At 50.1% G+C, this 14915-nt stretch carries 15 protein-coding genes; 8 read left to right on the top strand and 7 right to left on the bottom strand.

What is annotated here, in order from left to right:
• Positions 1-23: 23 nt before the first annotated feature.
• The 6 genes from hrpA to MPL1_RS10570 all read left to right on the top strand — a co-directional run bounded on the left by hrpA (position 24) and on the right by MPL1_RS10570 (position 7655).
• On the top strand, positions 24-3914 hold the full coding sequence (gene hrpA, locus MPL1_RS10595; RefSeq protein WP_009727130.1) for an ATP-dependent RNA helicase HrpA: 3891 nt from the start codon (positions 24-26) through the stop codon (positions 3912-3914).
• Between the two features lie 118 nt (positions 3915-4032).
• Positions 4033-4581, top strand: a complete 549-nt coding sequence (locus MPL1_RS10590; protein WP_009727129.1) for a glycine zipper 2TM domain-containing protein — start codon at positions 4033-4035, stop codon at positions 4579-4581.
• Between the two features lie 63 nt (positions 4582-4644).
• Entirely contained in the window at positions 4645-5028 is a 384-nt protein-coding gene (locus MPL1_RS10585) for a c-type cytochrome (RefSeq protein ID WP_009727128.1), read from the top strand.
• A gap of 302 nt (positions 5029-5330) precedes the next feature.
• A complete protein-coding gene (locus tag MPL1_RS14175) occupies positions 5331-5630 on the top strand; it encodes a PepSY domain-containing protein (RefSeq protein ID WP_009727127.1) in 300 nt (99 codons plus the stop codon).
• Complete coding sequence (locus MPL1_RS10575; protein ID WP_009727126.1) at positions 5630-6313, top strand: response regulator transcription factor; 684 nt, start codon at positions 5630-5632, stop codon at positions 6311-6313. The genes MPL1_RS14175 and MPL1_RS10575 overlap by 1 nt, the downstream gene beginning before the upstream one ends.
• The gene (locus tag MPL1_RS10570) at positions 6300-7655 is read left to right on the top strand and encodes an ATP-binding protein (protein ID WP_009727125.1); all 1356 of its coding nucleotides are present in this window, start codon (positions 6300-6302) and stop codon (positions 7653-7655) included. The genes MPL1_RS10575 and MPL1_RS10570 overlap by 14 nt, the downstream gene beginning before the upstream one ends.
• 78 nt (positions 7656-7733) lie before the next feature.
• Here MPL1_RS10570 and yjgA read toward each other — a convergent pair whose 3' ends face one another.
• From yjgA to zipA, 5 genes are read right to left on the bottom strand one after another with little or no spacing between them, the layout of a single operon-like run.
• Positions 7734-8246 carry a ribosome biogenesis factor YjgA gene (gene yjgA / locus MPL1_RS10565; protein WP_009727124.1) on the bottom strand — a complete coding sequence of 171 codons (513 nt, stop codon included), beginning with the start codon at positions 8244-8246 and terminating at the stop codon, positions 7734-7736.
• Positions 8243-8662: a secondary thiamine-phosphate synthase enzyme YjbQ gene (locus MPL1_RS10560; protein ID WP_009727123.1), complete on the bottom strand. Its 420-nt coding sequence runs from the start codon at positions 8660-8662 to the stop codon at positions 8243-8245. The genes yjgA and MPL1_RS10560 overlap by 4 nt, the downstream gene beginning before the upstream one ends.
• Positions 8663-9703, bottom strand: a complete 1041-nt coding sequence (locus tag MPL1_RS10555; protein WP_009727122.1) for an anthranilate phosphoribosyltransferase — start codon at positions 9701-9703, stop codon at positions 8663-8665.
• Positions 9700-11721 (bottom strand): NAD-dependent DNA ligase LigA, encoded by a 2022-nt coding sequence (ligA, locus tag MPL1_RS10550; protein WP_009727121.1) that lies wholly within the window; start codon positions 11719-11721, stop codon positions 9700-9702. The genes MPL1_RS10555 and ligA overlap by 4 nt, the downstream gene beginning before the upstream one ends.
• Positions 11705-12499, bottom strand: coding sequence for a cell division protein ZipA (gene zipA, locus MPL1_RS10545; RefSeq protein WP_009727120.1), 795 nt, complete (start codon positions 12497-12499; stop codon positions 11705-11707). Before zipA ends, ligA begins: the two co-directional genes overlap by 17 nt.
• Before the next feature lie 62 nt (positions 12500-12561).
• Here zipA and queF point away from each other — a divergent pair, with 62 nt between their 5' ends.
• Positions 12562-12951 (top strand): preQ(1) synthase, encoded by a 390-nt coding sequence (queF, locus tag MPL1_RS10540; RefSeq protein WP_009727119.1) that lies wholly within the window; start codon positions 12562-12564, stop codon positions 12949-12951.
• Positions 12952-12965: 14 nt separating this feature from the next.
• Positions 12966-14243 (top strand): FGGY-family carbohydrate kinase, encoded by a 1278-nt coding sequence (locus tag MPL1_RS10535; protein WP_009727118.1) that lies wholly within the window; start codon positions 12966-12968, stop codon positions 14241-14243.
• A 1-nt stretch (position 14244) separates the two neighbouring features.
• Here MPL1_RS10535 and MPL1_RS10530 read toward each other — a convergent pair whose 3' ends face one another.
• Positions 14245-14439: a (2Fe-2S)-binding protein gene (locus MPL1_RS10530; protein WP_009727117.1), complete on the bottom strand. Its 195-nt coding sequence runs from the start codon at positions 14437-14439 to the stop codon at positions 14245-14247.
• Positions 14440-14534: 95 nt separating this feature from the next.
• On the bottom strand, positions 14535-14915 hold a 381-nt coding region (locus MPL1_RS10525), incomplete at its 5' end, for an aminotransferase class I/II-fold pyridoxal phosphate-dependent enzyme (RefSeq protein WP_009727116.1).

The following is a 14915-nucleotide window of genomic DNA, read 5'->3' as shown; positions in this document are numbered from 1 at the left end:
CAACTCAAGAATCTACACAGTACGTGAATAAATTTTTGCAAGACTTTGAAAAACAGGTAGAAAAAACAATGATAGCCGACCGGCACAAGCTGCGTCGGCTGGCAAGCGAACTCGGCAGGCAGTCACAGCCTACCGAGTCAAAAGTCTCTGCCCTTGCCAAATTACTTCAAGACTCATCGCAGCGTTACCAGCAGCGACTGGCACATCGACCCCAGCCGAAATTCTCGGCAGATCTGCCGGTAATTGAACGTCGCCATGAAATCGCCAAAGCCATCGAGGCCAACCAAGTCATCATTTTGTGTGGTGAAACCGGCTCGGGTAAAACAACACAGCTACCTCAAATCTGCCTGGAATCTGGTCGCGGCATTGCCGGCCTGATAGGCCACACCCAACCGCGACGTATTGCCGCCAGAACCGTGGCAACACGAATCGCTGAAGAACTGGATAGTCAGATCGGCGAAGTCGTCGGTTACAAAGTTCGCTTTCATGACCAGGTCAACAGTGACCGCAGCTATGTCAAATTGATGACCGACGGCATATTGCTTGCCGAGACACAGACAGATCGGTTTCTTAATCAATACGACACGCTGATTATCGACGAAGCCCACGAACGCAGTCTGAACATCGACTTTCTGCTGGGCTATATCAAGCAACTATTACCGAAACGCCCTGATCTCAAGGTCATCATCACCTCTGCAACCATAGATACCGAGCGCTTTTCCAAACATTTTGATAATGCGCCTGTGCTCGAAATCAGTGGCCGAACCTATCCGGTTGAAGTCCGTTACCGGCCGCTGTTGAGTCAGGATGAAGATTCTGAAGATTATGATTTTGTCGAAGGTATCGTTGCGGCAGTTGATGAGCTGTGCAAGGAAGGTCCTGGGGATGTGCTGATCTTTCTGTCTGGTGAACGCGATATCCGCGATGTATCGGAAGCCTTACGCAAGCATCATCCGCCCAAGACACAAATTTTGCCATTATTCGCAAGGCAATCCGCCGCAGAACAAAATCGTGTCTTTCAAACTGGCGGACAGCGGCGGATTATTCTCTCAACCAACGTCGCCGAAACCTCACTGACCGTCCCCGGCATACGTTACGTCGTCGATCCCGGCCTGGCCCGAATCAGTCGCTACAGTGTACGTAACAAGGTACAGCGACTTCCGATTGAGAAAATTTCTCAATCCAGTGCCAATCAGCGGGCGGGTCGCTGTGGCCGTGTCGCTGCCGGCATATGTATCCGCCTCTATGACGAAGCCGACTATCTGGCCAGACCGGCTTTCACTGATCCGGAAATCTTGCGCACCAACCTGGCTTCGGTCATCTTGCAAATGGCAGCATTAAAACTGGGAGAGCCTGCCAAGTTTCCCTTTATCAACCCACCACCGGAGAAAATGATCAACGATGGTTACCGCTTGCTGGAAGAGCTCGGCGCCGTCACCCGTCGCAGACAGATTACCAATGTGGGCAGACAACTGGCCCGATTGCCGGTGGATCCGAGAATTGCCAGAATGCTGGTTGCAGCTGGCGATCAAAATGCCCTGACGGAAGTATTGATCATTGCCAGTGCCCTGAGCATTCAGGATCCCCGAGAACGGCCCATGGACAAGCAGCAAGCCGCGGATGAAGCACACAGTCAATACAAGGATGAGCGCTCTGACTTTTTAGCATTTATCAAACTATGGAACCACGCACAAAAGCAGCGTAAACATCTGAGTCAGAATAAATTTCGTCGCTATTGCCGGGAACATTTTTTGTCGTTTTTACGACTCCGCGAGTGGCAGGATATCTACCAGCAACTGCATGTTCAGCTCAATGAACTTGGCTTCAAGTTCAATCAGCAAGCGGCTGATTACCAAAGAATTCATTGCGCACTCCTGACCGGTTTACTTAGCCATGTTGCGATGAAAACCGATAAGTTTGAATACACAGGTGCCCGTAATCTAAAACTACGCATATTCCCCGGTTCTGCCCTGCACAAAAAAGGCCCCAAATGGCTGATGGCAGCCGAGCTGGTAGAAACTGGACAACTGTATGCCAGACTGGTCGCCAAGATTGAACCCGAGTGGATTGAGCCGGTTGCCGGTGAACTGGTCAAGCGACAGTACACCGATCCGCATTGGGAGAAGAAGCCTGCACAAGTGGTGGCATTCGAAAATGTCAGTCTTTTCGGGCTGCCCGTGGTCAACCGCAGAAAAGTCCATTACGGACCTTTGGACCCTGCAGTCGCCAATGAGATCTTTATTCGTGAAGCACTGGTCAATGGTGACTTTGAAACGCGTGCCAAATTTTTCCGGCATAACCGTCAGCTGATTGCCGACATTGAACAGCTCGAACAAAAATCTCGACGCCGAGATGTGCTGGTCGACGATGACGCCCTGTTTGACTTCTATCGTCAGCGCATCCCTGACAACATCATCAACGGCGCGGGCTTTGAAAAGTGGCGCAAGCAAGCCGAACAAAAGCAGGCTGACATCCTGTTCCTGAAACGCGAGCATTTAATGCAGCATCAGGCTGAGCAAGTCACCGCTGAAAGTTTTCCGGATCAAATGCTGGTTAACCGTGTGCCATTGCCGCTTGAATACCATTTCGAGCCCGGCAAAACACATGACGGCATCACACAGACCATTCCCCTATCACTGCTCAACCAGACCAGTGAGGAGCGCTATGAATGGCTGGTACCGGGCCTGTTGCGTGACAAGATTATTCATTTACTCAAAGGTTTGCCCAAATCATTACGCAGGCACTTCATTCCAGTGCCGCAATACGCTGATAAATGCCTGCAATTGCTGTCGCCTGATTCCGGTGCCTTACTGCCAGCGCTCAGTGAGCAACTTCGCAAACTGAGTGGTGTTGAAATTCCGCTGACGCAATGGAACACCGAAGAACTGCCATTGTATTTGCAGATGAACTTCCGTCTGGTCGATGAGCAAGGCAAATTACTGGATGAAAGTCGGGACCTGCATCAACTCAAACAACGCTGGGCGCAGGAAGCAGCCGCCAGTTTTCGTCAACTTCCCAACAGCGAATACGAACGCACAGGGCTTCACTCCTGGGATTTTGATGAGTTACCAAGGCAGATCACGCTACAACAATCCGGTATGGAAATGACTGCCTATCCGGCCTTGATTGATCGCGGTGAATATGTCGATTTGATGTTGCTGGATACCCAGCAACAAGCTGATCAACAAACTCCACTAGGGCTGCGTCGATTATTCATGCTGGCACAACAGGATGCCGTCAAATACCTGAACAAACATCTGCCCGGTATTCAGCAAATGTGTTTGCACTATACCAATGTGCCACCATCGCCCTATCAGTCAGACACAGATGACAAAATTAAGCCCTGCGATCAGTTAAAAAATGATTTGATTGCCGTCGCCTTCGATCGCTGCTTTCTGCTGGGTCAACAGCCAATACAGCATCGTCAGGACTTTGAACAACGATTGGCACAGTGCAAAGGACAATTGGTACAAATCGCCTCAGAACTGGCGCAGATTATTGCTGAAGTGCTGGCCGCCTATCATGCAATCGCCAAACGTCTGACCGGTAATATTCCACTGGCTGCGGTGCCGGCCATCAAGGACATCCGTGAACAATTGCAGTGTCTGGTTTATCAGGGGTTTATTCATGATATGCCGGATAGTGCCCTGAGACGATTGCCTGTGTATTGTCAGGCGGTTGGCTCAAGACTCGATAAACTTCTGGTCGATCCTGCCAAGGATCGTCAACGTATGGCTGAAGTGGCGCCTCATTGGCAGCGTTATCAGAAAAAAGCAACGGCTAAACCTTCAGCGGCACTGGCTGAATATCGCTGGATGCTGGAAGAATTCCGCATCTCGGTATTTGCTCAGGAATTGAAAACCAGTGGACCGACTTCGGCCAAACGCCTCGACAAATTATGGGCAGAAATTTAAGCCCTGTTGATTTTTTACCGCTACTTCTGCCGAGGTTAAATTTCCTCAATCAAGCATTCAGTTAAGGTTCATTTAACGCTTGCTATTGTGCAGTCATCCCTGCTGAAGGAGTGATGACATGAAACAAGCAATTACCTTAATGAGTCTGGCCACCTTGCTATCGGTATCTTCTGCGGCTATCGCAGGACCACCCCACCATCACCACGCGCCACGCACTGAAATGGCAAAAGTCACCCATGTCGAACCGGTTTATCGCTATGTGCGTGTTGCAACCCCTCATCGTGAATGCTGGCGTGAGCCGGTACATAGCTATCAAGGCGGCTATCAATCTTATACCGGCACCATTGCCGGTGGCATTGTCGGCGGCGTCATCGGTAACCAGTTTGGCGGTGGCAGCGGCAAAACTGCCATGACCGTCGCAGGCACTCTGCTTGGCGGCTCTGTTGGTCGGGACATGACACATCGAAATTCGCACAGACCGCAACAATCACGCGAAACCTGTCGTGTCACGGAAAGTTATCATGAGCAACGAGAGCTTGATTATTATCGCGTCAGCTACCGTTACAAAGGGCAGCTTTACTCGACGCATATGGACCATCACCCAGGAAAACACATTCCGGTTGACGTACATGTGACTCCATCACAACAACGGCGCTATTATTACTAATTAAGGCACCAGGGTCAGACGATCGCTGACCCTGGTGCATCCGTGTTTTGACAGGAACAGCGTATGAAACTGACAAGTCTGATCATCGCCCTTGGCCTATTGGCAGCGCCACCTGTACATGCCAATCAACCGTACATCGTCATGGACGGTTATCGAGTCGATAGCCAGACATATAACGGGTTTCGCCTGTTTCGCAACTGGTGTGCACGATGTCACGGAACCTTTGCTCAAGGACTTGCCGGCCCGAGTCTGGCAGAAAATCTTAACCGCATTGGCAAAATGCAATTTATGGAAATTGTCGAAAACGGAAAAACGGGACAGTACGGAGTCATGCCTGCGTGGAGCAGCAATACGCAGGTGATGGCGGGTCGTGAAGACATCTACCGTTATCTGAAAGCTCGGGCGGATGGTGTGCTTGGGGAAGTTCGCCCGGAATTGGCACAATGAGTTTCACATTCGTCAATATGTTGCCGCACGATACTTGCACTTTGATCCAATAGCGTTACCATAAAGGATACATTTTATTAGGGGCTTTTTTTGATTTATGAACCACCACTGACGGCACTTTTATGAGCAAAAATGCATACATAAATATCAGCGCCTCGGTGGTTCAGTTGTGAGTGAGAACACATTACACTCAAAACAGTCATTGAATTGTATGGCTAAACCAATACTTATTGCAGTGTGTGAGAGCCGGTTCAGGTCATCACTAAGCAGCGATGAAAGATAAACAGAACTAGGGTTATTACATGCGTTTACTTCGTCTACTTGTTATGTTTTCTGTGCTGGCAACGCCGCTGGCGTGGGCGGGCTACGCGCCGGTGTATGCTGAAGAAAATGACACCGAAACCTTTCATATCATGCTGCCACTGACCACGGATTCTGCTGCAGAGCTTGCACAATTACGCACCGGAGGCAAAGTGCTATCGGTCGAAGAGGAACAACGCAACAGCTACACACTGTATCTGGTTAAGGTACTGCATGATAACGGCCGTGTGCGTACCTATCGATTTGATCGTGACACTGGTCAAACAATGCGAAATCGCTAATGCGCGTCTTGCTAATTGAAGACGAGTTGCATCTCCTGGAACAAATCACAAAGCAACTCCAAAAACACAAACTCACCGTAGACGCGGTCGCTGATGGTGAAGAAGGTCTCTTCATGGGCAGTGAATATGCCTATGATGTCGCCATTATCGATCTTGGCTTGCCGAAACTCTCAGGTATTGACGTTATCAAACAACTGCGTGAACTGGGCAAGGACTTCCCAATCCTGATCCTGACAGCCCGTGGCAGATGGCAGGATAAAGTCGAAGGACTGGAAGCCGGTGCCGACGATTATCTGGTCAAACCCTTTCACTTTGAAGAACTCATCGCCAGAATCAACGCCCTTTCTCGCCGTGCCTCAGGCTGGGCTAATCCGGTGCTGAAATGCGGCCCGGTTGAGCTGAACCCTGCCACACAACAGGTTAAATGCCATGCTCAGGAGGTGGATCTCACCGCCTACGAATACCGCATGCTTCACTACCTGATGCTGCACGCCGGTGAAGTTATTTCAAAAACGGTACTGACTGATCATATCTACGAGATGGATCAGGACCGTGACAGCAATGTCATTGAAGTGTTTGTCAAACGACTACGCAGCAAGCTGGATCCGGACAAAACACTCAACCCGATTGAAACCCTGCGTGGACGTGGTTACCGACTCAATCTTCCGCGTGTTCATCAATAAACTTTCTCTCTCTCAACGGCTACTTATCGCGGTCAGTCTGGTACTGACGGCCTTTCTGGGATTGTCTGCTTTCAGTCTCAACAATGCCTTTGAAGCCAGTGCTGAATCTGCTCAAAAAGTTCGTTTACTAAACTACGTTTATATGTTGCTGACCGCCGCTGACCTTGATGATCACGGTGAGCTACTCGTGCATGGCGAACGACTGGCAGAAAAGAAATTCACTATTCCCAATTCAGGCTTATATGCTCAAATCACCAGTGGCGATTTGATTATCTGGCAGTCACCCTCAGCGATTGGCCGAAATCTCTCTTTGCCTGATCATCCCGGCCCTTCTGAAGAAATTTATTCCTTGATTGAATCCTCAGGCGGCAGTCGACTGTTGAATCTGGCTTTCGGAACCGTCTGGGAAAACGAATCTGGTCAGGAGTTTGATTACACCATCAATGTGGCCGAAGATCTGTCGATGATCGAGGAGCAAACGGCTGGCTTCCAGCGCAGTCTCTGGTACTGGCTGGGTGGCACCGGCGTCATGTTGCTGATCATCCAGTGGTTGATTTTGCGTTGGGGTATGCGTCCATTACAAAAAGTTGCTGTTGATTTACACGCTATTGAAACCGGCGAACACAGCCGGCTTTCTGACGACTATCCCCCTGAACTTAAACAGCTGACACTCAATATCAATAATCTGCTGGATCACGAAGCTTCTCGAAGACAGCGTTATAAAAACTCACTGGCCGACCTGGCTCACAGCCTGAAAACACCCCTGGCGGTGTTTCGCGGTGCACTTGAAGGTAATCTGAACCTGCAGGAAATTCGTGATACCGGACAAGAGCAACTGGATCGTATCAGTGCACTGGTCGATTATCAGTTGCAACGAGCGGCGACTGAAGGCAAAAGCAATCTGCTTGCTCCGGTGTCATTAGGTGAGGTGATACACAAAATCACAAACTCATTGGCCAAGGTCTATCAGGACAAACACGTGCATTTACAATCGGAAATTGCTCGTGATTGCTATATTCATGCCGATGAAGGCGACTTGTATGAATTGCTTGGCAACCTGCTGGAAAATGCCTTCAAATACTGCCAGCAACATATCAATATCGTAGTTCAACCTGCCTATCAACGGGTATTTGTCATTGTTGAAGATGATGGCAACGGCGTCCCGGCTGCTGCGGTAGAGGACATTATCAAACGTGGTACACGCATTGACACCCAGGTCGAAGGCCAAGGGCTAGGTCTGGCAATCGTCAAAGATATCATTGAGGCTTACGAAGGCGATATTCGTGTTGAACGCAGCCATCTGGGCGGTGCTCGTTTTATTGTCAGCCTGCCTGACAACTAGTGGTTTATCGCCCCCGAGTCGACGCCGGATAGCCGATCAGGAAAAGCGGTTTTCAGAATGTCCGGTAGCCGACGCTCTCTACTCTGCTTCCTGCATCTGCTGCAAATAACGAAATAATTGTCGAGCCGATTTTGGCGGCTTGTTTTGAGCGGATTCTCGACTGGCATTTCTTTGCAGTTGTCTAACGTGCTGAATATCAAATTCCGGAAACTTTGCTTTTAGCAGAGCAAACACCGAATCATCTCCTGCCAGAAGTTGATCTCGCCACTGCTCAAGCTGATGGAACTGCTCAACCTTTTGTCGCTCCGGCTGGCGAAGTTGCTGCAGGTTTTTTTGAATAGCCTGCCAGTCTGATTTTGCAATCAGGCCGCCCAAATAGCTGGTTTGTCGTTTCAAGGCGCCTTTTTGCATGGCATGTGACTTCAACACAGCTTCGTAAATATTCTCTGGCAAATCCAGTTTTTCCAGATCATTCGGACCAAGAGACATGAGTTTTCGGCCCAAATCTTTCAATTGATCCAGTTCACGCTTGATTTGTGACTTGCTTTTGCCGATGGGCAAATCATCATCAAAGTCTTCATATTCGCTCATGATTCGCCCTGTACTGTCACAATAATGCGTCGTTGATGTCGTTGGGTACGATGTTCCCAAAGATAAATTCCCTGCCAGATGCCCAGCGCACATTGTCCCGCAGTGACTGGCACCGTCAGGTCCGGATTGGTCAGGACCGTTCTGATATGAGCACTCATGTCATCGGGCCCTTCATCCTGATGGCGAAACATTGGATCGCCATCAGGCACGATATGCTGCATAAAGGTTTCCAAATCGAGACGCACATCCGGATCGGCATTTTCACACAACATCAATGAAGCACTGGTGTGCTGGACAAATATGTGGCAAGTTCCGGTTTGAATGCCTGATTCAGCGACAATCGACTGAACCTCACGCGTCAGATTATGCGTGGTCCGTGCCGCAGTCTGAATACTGAGTGTCTGCTGATAAATCACTTATCGCCTCCCCTGTTCAAACTGTTGCAAGGCCTTACCTGAATCAAGAAGTTCTCTGACATGATTGGCCGCCGCCATAAAATCAGCATGCAGACCACAATGACACAATGCCGCAGCGGCCCCGTAAATCAGGCTGTCGCGTGCTGGCCCTTTGTGACCATTAAGCGCTTCCAGGCCTCGTTCCAGGGTTTCGGCAGCTGTGACCTTTTCGGCCACAGGTTGAACACCTCGAGTGTCCTGCTCAATCGCAAATTGCAGTGGATCCAGAGGCCATTCCTTTAACTCGCCATCCAGCACCTGATAGTTATTAGACAGCTCGCGCAGCGTTGGAATGACACCACCTTCAAGCCCTCGCATGATCATCGCACTGTTAAAATCACTATGATTGACCAGCCAGCCAAGTACCGAAGGATAGGCTTTGTGAACAAAGCCAATCATGAGATGGTTTCGGCGAGCACGCAGTGGCAGCAGCATTTTTTCCAAGGTCGCGATGCTGGGTCGCTTAATCATGCGTTCACGCAAGGATTGCAACTGAAAAACGGCGGGACTTGCCACAGACTGATCCACATAAGCCCAGCCTATTGAGGGATCTTCCAATCGTGACTTGGCCGTTTCCAGCGTTTGCTGATTCATTCCGGCAGCTTGCAATACCTGCGCGTGGGTCACGCCAAACTTTGGCCCCATCGACTGCACGCCCTGCGACATTACAGGCAGGCCAGCCGCCGCCAGAACGGGCAACATAAAGACACTCATCGGACAGTGGCGATTAAAGCCATTAAAGGGATCCGAGTAAACCAGCAGATCATCAACAGCCACGTCAAGTTGATGAGTATGCTGCTGCAAGGCTTGTAACACCCCCAGGTTTTCGGCGTTGGTTTCGCCTTTCATTCTGAGGGCAATGAAGAAAATTGCTGCACGAACCTCATCTGCTTCACCAGAGAGAATTTCCTGCATGGCGGCGACCAGCTCTTCAGTGGTCAGATCCTTGCTCAGGTGAGGTCCAGTCGCAACTTTTTTAATGGCATCTGCCAATGCAGTCATGAGTTAAATCCTGTCCAGGCTTGAAGTGTCGCTTCATCCACCACGGGAATATCCAGTGATTGTGCCTTGGTTAATTTAGAACCGGCATCTCGACCGGCAACAACGAAATCGGTTTTGCTGGAAACACTTCCGGCAACTTTAGCGCCCAGCGCCAGTAGACGTTCCTTGGCCTCGGCTCTGGACATCTGTTCAAGGGTGCCCGTCAGCACAATGGTTTTACCACTCAACGGAGAATCCGTGTTCGTCGACTGCTCTGCAGGCCAGTGGACGCCAGCCGCTTTTAACTTGTCGATGACTTCAAGGTTATGCGGCTGTCTGAAAAAGGTATGGATATGATGTGCAACCACTGGTCCTACATCTTCAATTTCCAGTAATTCCGCCTGCTCTGCCTCAATCAAGGCAGGCAAATCCAGAAAGTGCATCGCCAAAGATCGAGCCGTTGCTTCACCCACTTCCCGAATACCCAAGGCATACAGAAATCTTGGCAAGCGTGTTTGTTTAGCATTCTCAAGTGCTTGTAGTAGATTGCTCGCGGATTTTTCCGCCATTCGGTCAAGGCCGGCAAGTTGAGATAGCTGCAGATAAAACAAATCAGCCGCATCTTTGATCAGTCCACAATCAACCAGCTGTTCAACCAGTTTGTCTCCCAATCCGTCTATATCCATCGCCTTTCTGGAGGCGAAATGCTTGATAGCCTCTTTTTGCTGGGCAGGACAAAACAGGCCACCACTGCATCTGGCAACGGCTTCCCCTGCTTGTTTCTCCACTTCAGAGCCACACACCGGACACGCCGTTGGCATCTCAAACACAGGCAATTCACCACTGCGCTGGCTCTCGACGACTCTGACGATTTCGGGAATTACATCGCCAGCACGACGAATGATCACGGTGTCACCTACCCGAACATCTTTACGTCGAATTTCATCTTCGTTGTGCAAGGTGGCATTACTGACGGTCACGCCCCCGACAAATACGGGTTCGAGTCTGGCCACTGGGGTCAACGCTCCGGTGCGACCGACCTGCACTTCAATATCCAGCACGGTGGTTTGTGCTTCCTGAGCGGGATATTTATAGGCAATTGCCCAGCGCGGCGCACGTGACACAAAGCCCAAGCGATCCTGCAATACATAGTTGTTGACCTTAAACACCACACCATCAATCTCGTACTCAAGTGCACTGCGTTGTTGTTCCAACTGGTCAAGGTAACTAAAGCATTGTTCTATGCCGGGCAGAATCTTCATTTCCGGACAAACAGGACAGCCCCAGTGTTGCAGCAAATGCATGGCGTCTGTGTGTGTTTCAGGTCTGTCCATTCCTTGCAGTTCACCCAGGCCATAACAAAACATGGCCAGCGGACGTTGTGCCGTGATGCGTGAGTCCAGTTGTCTGAGTGAACCGGCGGCAGCATTGCGCGGATTGACAAAAATCTTTTTACCCGCTTCGGTCTGTTGTTGATTCAGTCGCTCAAAGCCCGCTTTTGGCATGTATATTTCACCACGGATTTCAACAACTTCCGGCACATTGTTGCCATGCAGTCGCAACGGTACACAAGCGATGGTTCTGACGTTTTCAGTGACATCTTCACCGACATAGCCATCGCCTCGGGTGGCAGCTTGCACCAATAGTCCTTGCTCGTAGCGAATGCTGATGGCCAGTCCATCAAGTTTTGGTTCTGCGGCATATTCGATGGCGGTTTTTGCCGTCAGTCGGTCTCGAACGCGCTGGTCAAACCCTTCAAAACCGGCTTTGTCAAAAACATTGTCGAGCGACAACATCGGAACAACGTGCGTCACCTGTCTGAATCTTTTTAAGGGTGCCGCCCCCACTCGCAATGTCGGAGAATCGGCAGTCAATAATTCCGGGTGCTGTTGTTCGAGTTGTTGTAATTCACGAAACAGCTGATCGTACTCAACGTCCGCGATGTCCGGATCATCCAGCACATAGTAGCGATGGTTGTGATAGTTGATTTGTTCGCGCAGACTGGCAGCGCGCTGTTGCAATTCAGTTGAGATAGTCATCACCGGCTGATTTCTGTTCGTTTTGCAGAGTGAGATTGAACTCGAAGATACGACTGCGCAGTGACTCAATGGTGCTGTCCGTCAGCGGCTGACGTTGGTCATCACACAGCACGCCTTCCAATTGATCAGCCATTTGTTCTGCGCTTTCCAGCAACAGATCAAACAAGGCCATGCCATTCATCGGTCCGGGCAAACGGGCAAAAAGCAGTATGCCCGGTGTCTGCAATGACAATATCTGGTCTGGCAACAAAGTGCCCGGATCAAGAATATTAGCGACACTGAAAAGCGGTTGTTTGCGATTGGCAGAAATATAGCGATGGTAAATCTGCATATCACCGAAGTGCAGATCATGACTTTCCAGCACATGTTTCAGGGCCTTTCCGGTGAACATAGTCTCAGCGGGTGCCATGATAGTCAGCGCAATGACCAGGTCCCACTCACGTACCACCGGATCATCTTCTTCCTGTGTGATTGGCTCAGCAGGTTCTACTGCGATGTCTTGTTCTGCCGTCAGGGTGAAATTTGCCGAGTCCTGCAGATCTATATCGTCATCGAGCCTGATTTTCGGTGTATCTGCGTCAGCGTCCTGCTCGTTCTGCAACTCTTGCTCAAAAACGGCGTCGAAGCGACGGCGAAATTGGCTGCTGGCGTTGTTTGAATCCGGATCCAGTTCTCGCTCGAAGGCTCGCGCCTGTTGTTGGTTACGATTATGCGTGTACCAGCCAGCTGCGATAAATCCGACCACAACCAGAATTGTCAGGATGATTATTTCTAACACTTAATTTAATCTGCCAACTAAGGGATAATGTTGCTTTTTACTTGTCATTTCAGAGAGTTTTGATGTCCACTCAACCAAGCAAACAATTGGAAACTTTTGATAACGCCGCACCCGAGCGAGATTATACCATTCACATCGAGACACCAGAGTTTACCTGTTTGTGTCCAAAAACGGGGCAACCTGATTTCGCCACGATCAAAATCGACTATGTACCTGATTTAAAATGTGTCGAGCTGAAGTCCCTGAAACTGTATTTCTGGTCGTTCAGAGAAGAAGGTGGCTTCCATGAAAAATTGACCAACCAGATTTTGACTGATCTGGTGACAGCCATCGATCCTCGTTTCATGCGCGTCACCGGTGTCTTTAATGTCCGCGGCGGTGTTTACACCACAGTGGTTGCCGAGCACCGTCAAGCTGGCTGGGTTGCTCCAGAAGCCGTCCATCTTCCTTAACTCTCTGATGCGTTATGTCTGATAACGCATGGATTGGAATTGACCTCGGCACCTCCGGGTGCCGGGCAATTGCCATAGACGATCAAGGTCTGGTGATTGCCCAACAACGCAGTGACTTTGCTCACTCACAACAAGTTCAAACTCAACAATCTCCCCAACAACACTGGCAATTAGTCAAAGACTGTCTAGGCTTGCTGCTGTCTCGTCTCGACGCATTCAAGATCATCGCAATCGCCGTTGATGCCACTTCTGGTTCGGTAATGCTGGCAGATAGCGCCGGTGAAGCTGCAAGCGCGTTATTGATGTATCACGACACTTCAGCCAGCGTTGAAGCCAGCCTGATCAAATCGGTTGCTCCAACAGATTCTGCTGCGCATGGCCTTGGCAGTGGGTTGGCAAAAGCACTTTATCTTCGGCATCACACACAGCAAGACAAACCGCTTCGTTTATTGCATCAGGCAGACTGGATTAATCTCAAACTCGGCGTTAGCCGTCATATCACGGACTACAACACCGCGCTTAAAACCGGTTTTGATGCGCAGTTAATGTGCTGGCCTGATTGGATCAATGCGCTGATACCCTCAAGCATGTTGCCCGAGGTCGTTGCCCCCGGCACGGTGATTGGCCGCCTGGATAATATGCTGTGTGATGAGTTTAATCTGAGCGAAAGCCCAATGATTGTTGCAGGCACCACAGACAGTATTGCCGGCGTTATCGCTACTGGTGCTTATCAACCGGGAGATGCAGTGACGGTGCTGGGGTCAACACTGGTGTTAAAGATCATCAGCGAGCGACCAATTTTTGTCCCAGCATTGGGGGTTTACAGTCATCGCTTTGATAAGCACTGGCTGGTCGGCGGCGCTTCCAATTGCGGTGCTGCTGTGCTCAGGCAATTTTTTGATGACGAGACGCTTAAAAGCTTGTCGGAGCAAATTAATCTGGCCGACCAGCCAGCAGCGTATTATCCACTGCCAGCTAAAGGCGAGCGCTTTCCTGTCAATGATCCGAACAAACAACCATGCTTCTCACCTCGCCCTGACAGTGATGCGCTTTTCTTGCACGGTTTGCTGAAATCGCTGGCCCGAGTTGAAGCTGAGGGTTATCAGTGCATACAAAAACAAGGAGCCCCCGCCATCAGTAATATGCGCACGATTGGCGGTGGTGCTGGCAACCCTGTTTGGCAGGCATTGCGTCAGCAGTATCTTCATTGTCCATTCCTGCCCGTTGAACAGACTGAACCAGCCTATGGCAGCGCTCAGCTTGCCCGCAAGGCCACACAGGAAAATGACTGATTTACTGGGCAGTTAACTCGGCTATGTACTGCTCGACATCATAATCACAGGCGCCGCAACCGAAACTGGCACCCGTGGCTTTGCCGACCTTATCAATGCTGTCTGCACCTTTGTCTACCAGGCTTTTGATTTTTCCCCGCGTGGTACCACTGCAATGACAAAGAATTTCCTCAGGATCATCATCAAATTCAACCATCTGTTTCTCTCAAATAAGGCACAGTTCAACGTTAACTCAGACTGTAAAAGCTCATAATCTTTGGCATTCGACCAGCTTTGCCTCAGAACATTCCATCATCTTCGTTGTAACCAGTCGGCAATGCGTTTCACTGCTTCATCCAACCGGTTCAGCTCATTGGTATAGGCAAAGCGGCAATAGTGCGCTGCACGATGTTGACCAAAATCAAGTCCTGGGGTGATCGCCACGCCCGCTTCGTGTAATAAACGCTGACACAGGCGCATGCTGTCGGGTGTTTCCTTGTCCAGTAAAGCACTGCAATCGGCGTAGATATAAAAAGCACCGCGTGGTGTGCTGTCAATTTTGAAGCCCAATTTTTTAAGGCCCAGCATCAAACGATCTCGGCGCTGTTCAAACGCTTGTCGCCGTTGCTCCAGGATCTGCTGTGTTTCCGGCTCAAATGCAGCCAGGGCCGCGTATTGAGCAAGTSTGACTGA

Origin of the sequence: Methylophaga lonarensis MPL (assembly GCF_000349205.1) — a bacterium.
GTDB lineage: Bacteria > Pseudomonadota > Gammaproteobacteria > Nitrosococcales > Methylophagaceae > Methylophaga > Methylophaga lonarensis.
Note: the sequence above shows the minus strand (reverse complement) of the source record. Positions and strands in the feature narration are given on the sequence as shown.